Origin of the sequence: Streptomyces sp. NPDC048523 (assembly GCF_043199815.1) — a bacterium.
GTDB lineage: Bacteria > Actinomycetota > Actinomycetes > Streptomycetales > Streptomycetaceae > Streptomyces.
Genome location: NZ_JBICWQ010000002.1, coordinates 220,015 through 232,395, shown reverse-complemented (window position 1 = coordinate 232,395; position 12,381 = coordinate 220,015). Strand labels below are relative to the sequence as shown.

Below are 12,381 nucleotides of genomic sequence, written 5' to 3'. Positions count from 1 at the left end.
ATGAGCGAGCAGATGCAGGCGCAGGCGCAGCGGCGGGTGGTCGTGGTCGGCGCGGGCATGGCCGGGGTGCAGACCGCGGTCGCCCTGCGTGAACAGGGCTTCACGGGAACCGTCACGCTGATCGGCGCGGAGCCCCATCAGCCGTACGACCGTCCGCCGCTCTCCAAGGCCGTGCTGCTGGGCAAGGCCGAGGGATCCGCCTTCGACCTTGACTTCGAGGCCCTCGGCATCGAACTGCAGCTCGGCCGCGAGGCACTGGGCGTGCGCCCCGACGCGCACGAGCTGGACACCGAGGCCGGGCCCTGCCCGTACGACGTCCTGGTCATCGCCACCGGCGCCGAGCCGATCCGGCTGCCCGGCACGGAGGGCGTGCCCGGCGTGCATCTGCTGCGCACCCTCGACGACGCCGAGCGGCTGCGCCCCGTGCTCGCCCGGCAGCACGACATCGTGGTCGTCGGCGCGGGCTGGATCGGCGCCGAGTTCGCCACCGCCGCGCGTGAGTCGGGCTGCGCGGTGACGGTCGTGGAAGCCGCCGACCGGCCCCTCGCGGGCGCGCTGCCCGCCGAGGTGGCCGCGCCGATGGCCTCCTGGTACGCCGACGCCGGGGCCGATCTGCGGACGAACGCGCGCGTGGAGCGCGTCGAGCCGGGCGCGGTCGTCCTGGACGACGGTTCCCGGGTGGCCGCGGGCGCTGTGGTGGTCGGTATCGGCGCCCGGCCCGCCACGGCCTGGCTCGCCCGTTCCGGCATCGAGCTGGGCGCCCACCGCGAGGTCCTCGCCGACGACCGGCTGCGCACCTCCGCGCCGGACGTCTACGCGGTCGGCGACTGCGCCTCCTTCCCCTCGGCGAGGTACGGCGAGCGCCTGCTGGTCCACCACTGGGACAACGCCCTCCAGGGCCCCCGCACGGTGGCCGCCGACATCCTGGGCGAGACCCCCACGGTCTACGACCCGGTCCCGTACTTCTGGTCCGAGCAGTTCGGCCGCTTCGTCCAGTACGCCGGCCACCACGCGTCCGCCGACACGACCCTGTGGCGCGGCGAGCCGTCCGGTCCCGCCTGGACGGTGTGCTGGCTGCGCGAGAACCGCCTGGTGGCCCTCCTGGCGGTGGGCCGGCCCCGCGACCTGGCCCAGGGCCGCCGCCTGATCGAGGCGGGCACGGAGATGGACCCGGAACTCCTGGCAGACCCGGCGAGACCGCTCAAGGCGGCGACGGCGTAGGCGGCCCGGGCCCGGCGATTCCGGAGCGGCGAGGGCGTGGGCGGCCCGGTCCGGCCACGGAGGTCGGCGATGGCACCGGCAAGGTCGCCCCGGTGAAGGCCTCCGGCAAGGGCGACGAGTCCGTCGCCTTCTCCGTCGCCTCCGACATGGACGACGAGGCGACCGGACCCCGTATGCCGCCGCCGGCGACCACGGCGGAGGCGGACCACCGTGTCGTGACCCGGGCAAGGCCCTTCCGTCGCGGCGGCGCAGTCGGGTGATGCTTGACGCGCCTGACCTGCCGGCGGTCACGCTTTCGGCCGTCTGGGCAGGGTGTCGGCGACGGGTCGCGGTCGGCGAATTGCGGTGCCGGGTCGCTCGGCGGCGCGGCCTGGGGGTGCCTGATGCCCCTGACCTGCCGGCGCCACGCTTGGGCTTTCCGGGCGAGGCGCCGCGCAATCGGACGCCACCGGCGATCACAATGGCGCGTCGGCCGGCGGCTTGGTCCGGTGGCGCGACCCGGTACTGCTCGATGCCCCTGACCTGCTGCCGGCCTCTCTTTCGGCCCCTGGGCCACCCTGACCGCACCCGGCGATCAGCCATTCCGTCGCCCCGTCGGAGGTGCCCCGGCTTCCGACTGTCAGTGCGGGATGGCACGCTTAATCCCGTGACCGAGATTGACGCAAAGATCGATGCTCTCGTCCCCGCCTGGCTCACCCTCCCCGACATCGCAGAGATGCTCGATGTCGAGGTGACGCGTGTGCGGCAGCTGGTCAAGGAGGGCCAGCTCATCGCCGTACGCCGTGGTGAGAACCGCGCGCTGCACGTGCCCGCCGCCTTCATCGACGTGGCCGAGCAGAAGGTCGTCAAGGGCCTGACCGGGACCCTGACGCTCCTGAGGGACGACGGCTTCACCGACGAAGAGATGCTGGAGTGGCTCTTCACGCCCGACGACAGCCTGCCCGGCACCCCCGCGCAGGCCCTGAGCGAGAATCGCGGCACGGAGGTGAAGCGCCGGGCCCAGGCGCTCGCCGTCTGATCCGAACCACACCGGCGTACGGGCCGTGACCACCGAGGCCACGGCCACGGTCCGGCACGGCCCGTACGCCACCGAACCCGGGGGAGACACACGCATGCCCGACACCGCCCGCACCCAGCTCGCCGACGCCCGCGTGTACCTGTGCACGGACGCCCGCAGGCGCCAGGGCGACCTCGCCGAGTTCCTGGACGCGGTCCTGGCCGGCGGTGTCGACATCGTTCAGCTGCGGGACAAGGGCATGGAGGCGGCCGAGGAACTTGAGCATCTGCGGGTGTTCGCCGACGCCTGCGCGCGGCACGGCAAGCTTCTCGCGGTCAACGACCGGGCCGACGTCGCCCACGCGGCCGGTGCCGACGTACTGCATCTGGGCCAGGGCGACCTGCCCGTGCCCGCCGCCCGCGCGATCCTTGGCGACGACATCCTCATAGGCCGCTCCACCCACGCCGAGTCGGAGGCCGCCGCGGCCGCCGTGCAGGACGGCGTGGACTACTTCTGCACCGGCCCCTGCTGGCCGACCCCCACCAAGCCGGGCCGGCACGCCCCCGGTCTCGACCTGGTCCGGTACACCGCGGCCCTCGGCACCGACCGCCCCTGGTTCGCCATCGGGGGCATCGACCTCGGCAACCTCGACGAGGTCCTGGAGGCCGGTGCCCGCCGGGTCGTGGTCGTCCGGGCGATCACCGAGGCCGACGATCCGGGCGCGGCCGCCGCGGAGTTCGCGAAGCGGTTGCGTGACACGCGGTGACGGGCCGGTGCCGACCGGGGAGGCCGGTCGCATGATCGGCCCGGTGTCCGAAGGATGGACAACAAGTCGACAAAACGGGCAAATTTCCCTGATCTGGTTGGGTGACCGCTGCCCCCTGGCTAACCTGCCGGTATGGCCCTAGGAACCGCATCCACCAGGACTGACCGCGCACGCACCGTGCGCGACATGCTCGCCGCGGGAAAGACGACGTACTCCTTCGAGTTCTCGGCGCCGAAGACCCCCAAAGGCGAGCGGAACCTGTGGAGCGCGCTCAGGAGGGTCGAGGCGGTCGCCCCGGACTTCGTCTCCGTCACCTACGGCGCCGGCGGCTCCACCCGCGCGGGCACCGTCAAGGAGACCCAGCAGATCGTCGCGGACACCACCCTGACCCCGGTCGCCCACCTCACCGCGGTCAACCACTCCATCGCGGAACTGCGCAACATCATCGGCCAGTACGCCGACGCCGGGATCCGCAACATGCTGGCCGTGCGCGGCGACCCGCCCGGCGACCCGATGGCCGAGTGGGTGGCGCATCCCCAGGGCCTGACCTACGCCGCCGAACTCGTCCGGCTCATCAAGGAGTCGGGCGACTTCTGTGTCGGTGTCGCCGCCTTCCCGGAGATGCACCCGCGCTCCGCCGACTGGGACACCGACGTCGCGCGCTTCGTGGACAAGTGCCGTGCCGGCGCCGACTACGCCATCACCCAGATGTTCTTCCAGCCGGAGTCCTATCTGCGGCTGCGTGACCGAGTCGACGCGGCGGGCTGCGCGACCCCCGTCATCCCGGAGATCATGCCCGTGACCAGCGTCCGGATGCTGGAGCGGCTACCACAGCTCAGTAACGCGATCATCCCCTCCGTCCTGAAAGAGCGGATCCTCACAGCAAAGGACGATCCGGCCGCTGTACGCTCAATCGGAATCGAGTTCGCCACGGAGTTCTGCGCGCGGCTGCTGTCCGAGGGAGTGCCCGGACTGCACTTCATCACGCTCAACAACTCCACGGCCTCGCTGGAAATCTACGAAAACCTGGGTCTGCACCATCCACCGCAGGCCTAGACCGGCCGCACGGACATACGACACACTGCGTAGCGGTCACTGGGAGAGGGGCGTACATGGGCTGGACGGTCCTCTACATCGCGTTCGGATTCGTCGCGCTGTGGCTGCTCGGCGAGGTGCTGCTGCAGTACAAGGCGCGACTGCGCTGGCGGCTGCTCGCCTTCGTCGGCTTCCTCGGTGTGGTCCTCGGCGTGCTGATCCCGTCGGTGATCGTCATCGGCCTGGGCGCGATCGCGTTCGCGGTCGGCCAGACCTACGTCACCCTGTCCTTCCGTCGCGGCTTCGAGCAGGGCTGGGCGGTCAACCCCCCGGCCGCGCTGGGCGGTCTGACCGGTGGCAAGAAGAGCCGCCGGGAGCGCGGCCGCGAGGAGTCCGACCCGGATGCCTCCGACCTGGCGTCGGGTGGCGCGGCCTATCTCGATGAGACCGGGTACGACCAGGGCCGGCCGGACAACACCGCCGGCTTCGGCCAGGACGAGGACTACGACCGCGACGACGTCTTCACGCCCGCACGCTCCGCCGCGCCCACGGCCGCCGAGACCACCTCGGTCTACGAGCCGCAGCCGCTGCCCGACGACACCGGCTCCTACGGTGTGTACAACGACTCCGCCTACGCCGGTGACCAGTCCTACGCGTCCACGGGCCAGACCCAGGACCAGTACGCGACGGCCGCCGCCGACCAGAGCTACGGCTACGACGGCTACACCGGCTACGACCAGCAGCAGTACGGCTACGACCCGGCCGGACAGCAGCAGTACGCCGCCTACTCCGACCCGTACATCGGCACCCAGACCTATGGCGCCGGCTCGTACGACACCTCCTACGGCGGCCAGCAGCAGTTCGTCCAGCAGGGCTACGACCAGTACGGCGGGACGTACGGCGGCGAGACCCCGGCCGGCGGGGTGTGGGTGCCGCAGCAGCGCACCGACGAGTCCTACGGCGGTGAACTCCCGCAGGAGCAGGGGTACTACCAGGACGACAGCGGCCAGGGGCAGCACAACCAGGGCCAGGGGTTCGACGAGCAGTACCGCTTCTGACGCGGGGCTGCCCGCGTCACTGGGAGCCGCGGAACTCCGGCCCCTCCACGATCAGTCCGGCCACCAGCGCACCCGACATCCCGGCGTGGGCGAGGCCGCCGCCGGGATGCGACCAGCCGCCGGCCGTGAACAGGCCAGGTATCGCCGTGCTGTTGGACGGATGCAGGATGCCGTCGCCGCCGGCCAGCGAGGGCGGGGGGACGGCGCCGCCCTCGGCCCCTGTCTCCCGCTCGGTGTGCACCGGCGTCCGCACCTCGCGCCACAGGATCCGCTCGCGCAGGCCCGGAATCGCCCGCTCGGCGGCGGCGACCATCCGGTCCGCGAAGGTCTCGACGACCCCCGGTGTGACCCAGTCGTATCCCCGGCCGCAGGGCACGGTCGCCGTCAGCACTACGGACTCGTGGTCCGCGTCGGGGCGCAGCGCGGCATCGTCCGACCGGTCGATCCGGACCGTGGGGCCGGGCATCTCCCCGTGCGCGAACAGGTACAGCTCGCCCTCCGGATCGGGGCCGTACACCACCGTGCGGTGCGCGGCGTCCGGTTCGCGCGCGCCGCGCAGAGCCAGACACACCACGAACCGGCCCGGGTGCAGCTCCTCGGCGCCGGGAAGGACGCCCTCGCCGCCGTAGAGCGCGCGACCCGGTACGAGCGCGCGCAGCCGCCAGGGTCCGGTGCCGACGACGGTGTCCGCCTCCTCGACCGTCCCGTCGGCGAACTCCACCCCGACCGCACGACCGTCCTTCTCCAGGACGCCCGTCACCTCGGCGCCGAAGCGGAACTCGACCTTGCGCTCCACGCACCGCTCGTACACCGCACGCGCCAACTCCCTCACGCCGCCCCGGACATACCAGGTCCCGAAGGCGTGCTCCATGTACGGCAGGACGGCCGCGCTCGCCGGAGCGGTACCGGGATCGACGCCGTACGCGAGCGCGTGGCCGTACAGCAGGGCCGCGAGGCGGGGATCCCGGAGCTCCCAGGCGCCGATCTGGGCCAGGGTGCAGGCCCTTCGGGTGCGCAGCAGCCGCTTGTGCGGCACCGCGGGGTAGGGCTCGCGCTGCAGCACCTGCCAGTTGGGCCACAGGGGCTCCTCCAGGAGCGGCCTGCGGGTGCGGTCCCAGGCCTCGCGGGCCCGGATGAGGAAGTCGCCCCAGCGTGCGCCCGCGCCCTCGCCGAGGGCCTCGTCCAGTGCGGTGACCACTCCCGCGCGCGAGGCGTTGGGCAGGGACACCTCGGTGCCGTCCGTGAAGACGTGCCGTGACGACGGGTCGACCTGGACCAGCTCGACGACCGACTCCAGCGGCTCCTTGCCGGTCTTGATGAACAGATCGCGGTAGACAGCGGGAAGGGTGAGCAGCCCCGGCCCGGTGTCGAACCCGAACCCGTCCCGCTCGAACCGGCGCACCGCCCCGCCGTACGTCTCCGTACGCTCGTACACCGCCACCCGGTGGCCCGCGACGGCCAGCCGGGCAGCGGCCGCCATCGCGCCCATCCCGGCGCCGATCACCGCAATCCGTGCCATGCCTGCGACTTTATCGGCCACCACTGACACTCCACGGCCGCGGGCCGCGGTTACAGGCAGGTCGGACCGCCTCGTCACGCGCCAGTCGGCCGTTCCGCGGGCCACGCCCGAGCGGGCGACCGACCAGGACCCGGGTCGGGGCGGGGGAGGCACGGTTCTGCGGGTGGTGCGGCCGGGGGTCGGGGAGGCCCGGTCGCGGCGCATTCCCGTCGGCCGGAGCCGCTCTGCGCGTGGTGCACCCTGTCGGCGCACCCCTTCCCCGTGGGCCAAGGCTGGCGCCAGAAGGCTTCTCCCGGGGCACAGGTTGCTGCGGGGAGGTCTCCGGTGTCCCTTGTGTCGCGTGGGGGGTCGGCACAGCGGTGGTACTCGCGGCAGGCGGAAGTCGGGTCGTTCCAGGCGGCGACGGCGTCAGGCCGGTGGGCGGTCCTGCTGGGTCGCGAGGCGTCTCTCCTCCCGTCGTTGGGCCCTGCGGCGGCGGAATCTCCGGATGCGGGAGATCAGGAAGAACAGCACCACCAGTCCGGTCGTGAGCAGGACGCCCGCGATGATCGCCGCCGCCTCCGGGTGGAACATCGCGAAGGCGACGATGCCGCCGACGCCGAGGTCCTCCGCCAGACTCAGGACGATGTTGCTGAAGGGCTCCGGGGAGGTGTTCACCGCCATGCGGGTGCCCGCCTTGACCGTGTGGCTCGCCAGTGCTGTCGAACCGCCCACCAGGCCCGCGACCACGTCGTTGAGCGAACCGCTCTGCCCCGCGAGCAACGCCCCGACCCAGGCGCCGGCGACCGGCCGGACCACGGTGTGCACGGAGTCCCACGCCGAGTCGACGTACGGGATCTTGTCCGCCACCGCCTCGCACAGGAACAACACGCCGGCCACGACGAGGACTTCGGGGCGCTGAAGGGTCTCGGGGACGTCGTCGCTCAGCCCCGTCGCGCCGAACACGCCGAGCAGCAGCACCACCGCGTACGCGTTGACGCCGCTGGCCCAGCCGCTGGTGAACACCAAGGGGAGTACGGACACGGACGCGATCGTAACCAGTGGGCCACGAGCCGTCCTGGGGTTGAGCGCCCAGGACTGAGTATCCGTACCTAGGGGCGGAGATGAGTACGCGCGCGGATGGGCCTCGACCTGTGTGAACGACAGAGTGGAGGCACGGCGAAGGGGAACGGCTCCGGCACCGGCGACACGGGGCGCCGGAACGGAGCCGCCCCGGACCCGCTCCTTCCGTCGGCCGAGGTCGGCGGGAGCGAGGCACGGGGGAACCCGGAAAGCGGGGGAACGACCGAACGGGGGCCCAACGGGGGGACGGGGGATCGGGGGAGTACGGGGGAGCAAGGGAAGGCGCCGGTTCGAGGTGGCCCGCGGGGGACGCGGCCACAGCGGACCGGCGCTTTCGCATGTCAGCCCGGTGTCATCCCCTGCGCCCGCTCACCCGCCCCTGCAACAGCCGCGACAGCGCCGCGTGCACGTCGTCCAGGGAGCGCTCGGGCTGGAAGGACTGCCAGTCCAGGGCGGCCACCAGGACCATGCCGACCAGGGCGGAGGCGGTCAGCGAGACATCGATCTCGTCGCTGAACTCGCCGTTCTCCACGCCCTCGCGCAGCACGTCCTCCACGACCGCCACGGCCTGCTGACGGACCACCATGAGCGTGGACTGCCAGGTCCGGTTGGTGCGCCACAGCTCGGCCACGTACAGCTGGGTGAAGGCCGGGTAGCGGTCGATGAAGACGAGGCCCGCGCGGATCATCGCGTCGAGGGCGTCCACCTTGCCGCCCCCCGCGCGTGCCGTCGCTTCCGCAGCCTCCCGCAAAGAGGCGGTGAGCAGGCCCACACCGTGCCGCAGCAGCTCCTCGAAGAGGACGGACTTGCTCGCGAAGTTGTAGTAGACCGTGCCCTTCGCGACCCCGGCGCGCTCGGCGATCTCGTCGACCGTGGTGGCGGAGAAGCCCTGCTCGGCTATGAGCGTGACGGCCGCCTCGTAGAGCTTCTGCCGGGTGGCCTCGCGGCGTGTGCTGACGCCCGCCGTGGCGCTGCTGCTTTCCATGGTCCTGATTCTCACAGGTGAGGGGGCACCTGAGGTCGCGGAAGGGCTCACAGGGTCAGCTCCGGGTGCAGTCGGTCCAGCGTCCACACCTGCCGGCGGCGCGCCGAGACGGCGGTCAGCGCGAGGGCGCCCGCGGTGAAGGCGAGAAGCACCACGCACGCGTGCCACACCGGAGTGAGACCGCCGCCCGTGATGAGCCTCCTGAGGGCCTCGACGACATAGCTCATCGGCAGGAAGGGGTGGATCGCGTTGAAGAAGCCCGGGCTGGTCTGGACGGGGTAGGTGCCGCCCGCGGACGTCAGCTGGAGCATCAGGAGGGCGAGGACCAGGATCCGGCCCGCCGCACCGAAGCGGGCGTTCAGCCATTGGACGATCGCCGCGAAGCAGGCCGTCACCAGGAACAGGAAGCCCACCGTCCCGGTCGCCCGCGCCATCTGGAGGCCGATCGCCCAGTGCAGCACCGACATCAGGGCCACGACCTGGAGCACCCCGATCGCCACCACGGGCAGCCATCCCGCCAGCGCGATCCGCCAGGCCGCGGCACCGGCGGCGAGGGCACGCCGGTTCATCGGCGTGATGAGCATGTACGCCACCATCGCGCCCACCCACAGGGACAGCGGGATGAAGTACGGGGCGAACCCGGTGCCGTAGTTCGGCGCCTTGTGCAGGTCCTTGGAGACCAACTGGACCGGGTCGGCCATCACGCCGGTGCGCCGGTCGCGGTCCTTCTTGTCGTAGTCGGGGATCTGCGAGGCACCGTCGTGCAGCCCGTCGGAGAGCTTCCCGGAACCGTCGGCGAGCTTGTACATGCCGCCGCTGAGGGTGTCGGCCCCGGTCTTGAGCCTGCCGACGCCCTCGTCCAGGTCCTGCGCGCCGGTCCGCGCGGTGCCGAGACCCGAGTGGAGCGTCCTGGCGCCGGCGGCGACCTTGCCCGCGCCCCGGTTCAGCTGGTTGATCTTCGCCACGGCGTCGTCCAGGTCCTCGGAGAGGCCGGGCGCCCGGTCGGCGAGGGTCCGGGCCTGCTGCTGGAGGGTGGCGAGTTGCCCGTCGAGCTTCTTCAGGTCGCCGTTCTGGTCGGCGACGAGGACGTTGACGTCGTCGGCGACCTTCGCCACGTCCGCGGCGGCCTGCCTGGCCTTCTTCAGGTCGGCACAGGCCGGGTCCGGCAGGACCGGGTCCGTGCAGCGCGCCTTGTAGACGGCGTTCAGGCTGTCGGCTGCCGTATGCGCTCCCTTGGCGGCGGCCGGGGCGGTCCTCACCAGGGTGCCGAGGTTGCGGCGGACGGCTCCGGCCGAGTCGGCAACGAGCCGGGCGGTGTCGCCGATGGCCTTCTCGTTGCCCTCGAGGAAGGGGCCCGCCTTGTCCGCGACCCCGTTGACCTTGTCGGCGAGGCTCTGGGTGCCGGCGGCGACCTGCCGGGCGCCGTCCGCGAGGTCGCCCGAGCCCGTGTCGAGCTTCGCCAGCCCGTCGGAGAGATTGCCGCTGCCGGCCTTGGCCTCCTGCAGGCCCGAGGCGAGGTCCTGGGAGCCCTTCTCCGCCTTTCCGATGCCGCCCTCCAGGTCGTCGGCCCCGTTGGCGGCCTTCACGGTGGCGCCGTGGATGTCGGAGAAGGAGATGAAGATCCGGTCCAGGAAGGACCGCGACGCCTTGGTGGACGCGGCCTGGCGCACCTCGGCGAAGACCGTCCGCGAGATCTGCCCGACGATGTAGTTGTTGGAGTCGTTCGTACGGACCTGGAGGGCGCCGGTCTCGGGGGAGTCGCCCGCACTGGAGGCGATCCGCCGACTGAGGTCGGCCGGCATGGTGAGCGACAGGTAATAGGTGCCGTTCTCGACGCCCTTTCGCGCCTCGGCGGCTCCGACCTCGTGCCAGTCGAAGGTGTCGCTCTCGCGCAGTCCCTGGGTGAGGTCGTCGCCCGCGGTCAGCTTCTTCCCGTCGGCGGTGGCGCCCTTGTCGTCGTTCACGAGGGCGACGGGGATGCGGTCCAGGCGGCCGTAGGGGTCCCAGAAGGACCACAGGTACAGGGCGCCGTACAGCAGGGGCAGCACCAGCAGGGCCACCAGGGCGGCGCGCGGCAGCTTCCCCCTGCCGAAGCGGCGCAGCTCAAGCGTGGCCAGTCTCGGCGAGCGCATCGGTCATCTCCTCACTGGTCTCGTCCCTCACGGCTTCCGGCCGTGTGGACACCGTCAGGGCGTCCTCAGGGGCCTCGCTGCACACCGCCACGACCGTCGTCCCGGCCGCGGCGAGGGACCTGAGCAGCGCCCAGGCCTCGGCGCGTTCGGCGTCCGACAGCTTCAGGTCCAGGTCGTCGACGGCGAGCAGCCGCGGACGGCCGATCAGCGCCAGGGCGATCGACAGCCGCAGGGCTTCCAGACGTTCCAGATCGCGTACGGCGGTCCGCGCGCCCTTCGGCAGCGCTTGGAGGTCGAGCCCGGCGGCCGCCGGCGCGGTGTCGATCCGCAGCCTCGCCTCGGCCGTACGCTCCGCGCGGGGTCGCAGCAGGGCGCGCACCGAGTCGCCGAACCGGCGCTGCAGCAGCGTCCGTTCACGCAGGTGCTCCCCGACGGTCAGGGCCGGGTCGAGGTCGGTGACCCCGGCGACGTTCGCCGGCGCACTGAACCGGCGCACCGCCGCGAGCTGCTTCGGCAGCCGTGCCCCGCCCACGGTCGCCGTGCCCTCGGTGGCCTTCATCCGCCCGGTGAGCGCCAGCAGCAGGCTCGTACGACCGGACCCCGAGGGCCCTTCCACGGCGACCAACGCGCCGGGCTCCGCGGCGAGGTCGACCCCGCGGAACACCCAGCCGCGAGGTCCCTTCAGACCGAGACCCTCGGCCGTGACAGCGACTCCGTCCACGGCCACCCCCTGATCTTCTTGAATCGAGAACTTTTTGAACTGACTGGTCAGTGCAAAAAGTAACCCGAACCTTCGATCGAAGCAAAAGCCCAGGTCAGAACGGATTGTCAGTGGCATACCTCACGATGGGCACATACGGCACTCCGTAGCGCGAGATGCCGGCAACCAGACGACAGGAGGATCGTCATGGCCAGCTACCACGCAGCCGCCGCCCGTCGGCGCCGCGCCACCGGCCCTGCCCCCTCACTGACCGGCCCGGCGAGCGACGTACACCCCGTGCTGCGCCGGGCGACGGCCCCGCCCGCCGCCCTCGACCTGCTCGCCCAGGCCCGCGCGGGCCTCGACGAGGCTTCGGCACTGGAGACGCCGAACGAGCGCTATGCGACGGCCCACCTCGCCGCCCTGCGCACCGCGGCCGCCGTGCTCGCCGCCCGGGGGCGTCCGGAACCGACGCCCCGACGCCGCGCCAAGATACGGAGCGCCTGGGAAGTGCTCCCCGAGATAGCGCCCGAGCTCGCCGAGTGGAGCGCGCTGTTCGCCTCCGGGGCCCGGCGCCGTGCCCGGGCCGAGGCGGGCATCCAGGGCGCGGCCAGCCGCCGGGACGCGGACGACCTCATCCGCGACGTGGCGATGTTCCTGCGCCTCGTCGAGCGGATGCTGGTGCTCCAGCCGGTCCTGCCGCAGCCACGCCAGGACGCCGAGGGGCCACAGGAGAGCGGCCACGGCACCGACCGTGACTTTCCGGACGCCGGGTGACCGGCGCGCGGTGGCACGGACCACCGGGGCCCACCAGGGTCCGCCGTACGAGACGAGCAGCCGGGCACGGCACCGGAGTGACCAGGCGGGGCACCGGAGGCAATAGGGTGGAAGGCGCCTGAAGCCTTC

Annotated in this window: 12 protein-coding genes; 7 read left to right on the top strand and 5 right to left on the bottom strand. The window is 72.2% G+C overall.

Annotation, left to right across the window (positions count from 1 at the left end; translation table 11 throughout):
* The 6 genes from ACGFWE_RS09990 to ACGFWE_RS09965 all read left to right on the top strand — a co-directional run bounded on the left by ACGFWE_RS09990 (position 1) and on the right by ACGFWE_RS09965 (position 5,077).
* Entirely contained in the window at positions 1 to 1,221 is a 1,221-nt protein-coding gene (locus tag ACGFWE_RS09990; protein ID WP_352382927.1) for an FAD-dependent oxidoreductase, read from the top strand.
* A 92-nt stretch (positions 1,222 to 1,313) separates the two neighbouring features.
* A complete protein-coding gene (locus ACGFWE_RS09985) occupies positions 1,314 to 1,481 on the top strand; it encodes a hypothetical protein (RefSeq protein WP_352382925.1) in 168 nt (55 codons plus the stop codon).
* A gap of 386 nt (positions 1,482 to 1,867) precedes the next feature.
* Positions 1,868 to 2,239 (top strand): Rv2175c family DNA-binding protein, encoded by a 372-nt coding sequence (locus ACGFWE_RS09980; protein ID WP_352382923.1) that lies wholly within the window; start codon positions 1,868 to 1,870, stop codon positions 2,237 to 2,239.
* A 94-nt stretch (positions 2,240 to 2,333) separates the two neighbouring features.
* Entirely contained in the window at positions 2,334 to 2,984 is a 651-nt protein-coding gene (gene thiE / locus ACGFWE_RS09975; protein WP_393599195.1) for a thiamine phosphate synthase, read from the top strand.
* Positions 2,985 to 3,116: 132 nt separating this feature from the next.
* Positions 3,117 to 4,040: a methylenetetrahydrofolate reductase [NAD(P)H] gene (gene metF / locus ACGFWE_RS09970; protein WP_352382919.1), complete on the top strand. Its 924-nt coding sequence runs from the start codon at positions 3,117 to 3,119 to the stop codon at positions 4,038 to 4,040.
* A gap of 56 nt (positions 4,041 to 4,096) precedes the next feature.
* Positions 4,097 to 5,077 (top strand): hypothetical protein, encoded by a 981-nt coding sequence (locus tag ACGFWE_RS09965; RefSeq protein ID WP_352382917.1) that lies wholly within the window; start codon positions 4,097 to 4,099, stop codon positions 5,075 to 5,077.
* Between the two features lie 16 nt (positions 5,078 to 5,093).
* On the opposite strand, the gene ACGFWE_RS09960 is transcribed toward ACGFWE_RS09965, so the two are convergent.
* The 5 genes from ACGFWE_RS09960 to ACGFWE_RS09940 all read right to left on the bottom strand — a co-directional run bounded on the left by ACGFWE_RS09960 (position 5,094) and on the right by ACGFWE_RS09940 (position 11,502).
* Complete coding sequence (locus tag ACGFWE_RS09960; protein WP_393599193.1) at positions 5,094 to 6,596, bottom strand: phytoene desaturase family protein; 1,503 nt, start codon at positions 6,594 to 6,596, stop codon at positions 5,094 to 5,096.
* Between the two features lie 408 nt (positions 6,597 to 7,004).
* A complete protein-coding gene (locus ACGFWE_RS09955) occupies positions 7,005 to 7,619 on the bottom strand; it encodes a DUF4126 domain-containing protein (protein WP_393599191.1) in 615 nt (204 codons plus the stop codon).
* 391 nt (positions 7,620 to 8,010) lie between these two features.
* Entirely contained in the window at positions 8,011 to 8,643 is a 633-nt protein-coding gene (locus ACGFWE_RS09950; RefSeq protein WP_352382911.1) for a helix-turn-helix domain-containing protein, read from the bottom strand.
* Positions 8,644 to 8,690: 47 nt separating this feature from the next.
* Entirely contained in the window at positions 8,691 to 10,775 is a 2,085-nt protein-coding gene (locus tag ACGFWE_RS09945) for a YhgE/Pip family protein (RefSeq protein ID WP_393599189.1), read from the bottom strand.
* Positions 10,747 to 11,502 (bottom strand): ATP-binding cassette domain-containing protein, encoded by a 756-nt coding sequence (locus ACGFWE_RS09940; protein ID WP_352382907.1) that lies wholly within the window; start codon positions 11,500 to 11,502, stop codon positions 10,747 to 10,749. The genes ACGFWE_RS09945 and ACGFWE_RS09940 overlap by 29 nt, the downstream gene beginning before the upstream one ends.
* Before the next feature lie 180 nt (positions 11,503 to 11,682).
* Between ACGFWE_RS09940 and ACGFWE_RS09935 the strand changes: the two genes are divergently transcribed.
* On the top strand, positions 11,683 to 12,252 hold the full coding sequence (locus ACGFWE_RS09935; RefSeq protein WP_352382905.1) for an SAV_6107 family HEPN domain-containing protein: 570 nt from the start codon (positions 11,683 to 11,685) through the stop codon (positions 12,250 to 12,252).
* The last annotated feature ends 129 nt before the right edge of the window (positions 12,253 to 12,381 follow it).

Coding starts and splice junctions, on each gene's coding strand:
- thiE (WP_393599195.1), top strand. CDS start 2,334: ATGCCCGACACCGCCCGCACCCAGCTCGCCGACGCCCGCGTGTACCTG.
- ACGFWE_RS09990 (WP_352382927.1), top strand. CDS start 1: ATGAGCGAGCAGATGCAGGCGCAGGCGCAGCGGCGGGTGGTCGTGGTC.
- ACGFWE_RS09965 (WP_352382917.1), top strand. CDS start 4,097: ATGGGCTGGACGGTCCTCTACATCGCGTTCGGATTCGTCGCGCTGTGG.
- ACGFWE_RS09935 (WP_352382905.1), top strand. CDS start 11,683: ATGGCCAGCTACCACGCAGCCGCCGCCCGTCGGCGCCGCGCCACCGGC.
- ACGFWE_RS09945 (WP_393599189.1), bottom strand. CDS start 10,775: ATGCGCTCGCCGAGACTGGCCACGCTTGAGCTGCGCCGCTTCGGCAGG.
- ACGFWE_RS09960 (WP_393599193.1), bottom strand. CDS start 6,596: ATGGCACGGATTGCGGTGATCGGCGCCGGGATGGGCGCGATGGCGGCC.
- ACGFWE_RS09950 (WP_352382911.1), bottom strand. CDS start 8,643: ATGGAAAGCAGCAGCGCCACGGCGGGCGTCAGCACACGCCGCGAGGCC.
- metF (WP_352382919.1), top strand. CDS start 3,117: ATGGCCCTAGGAACCGCATCCACCAGGACTGACCGCGCACGCACCGTG.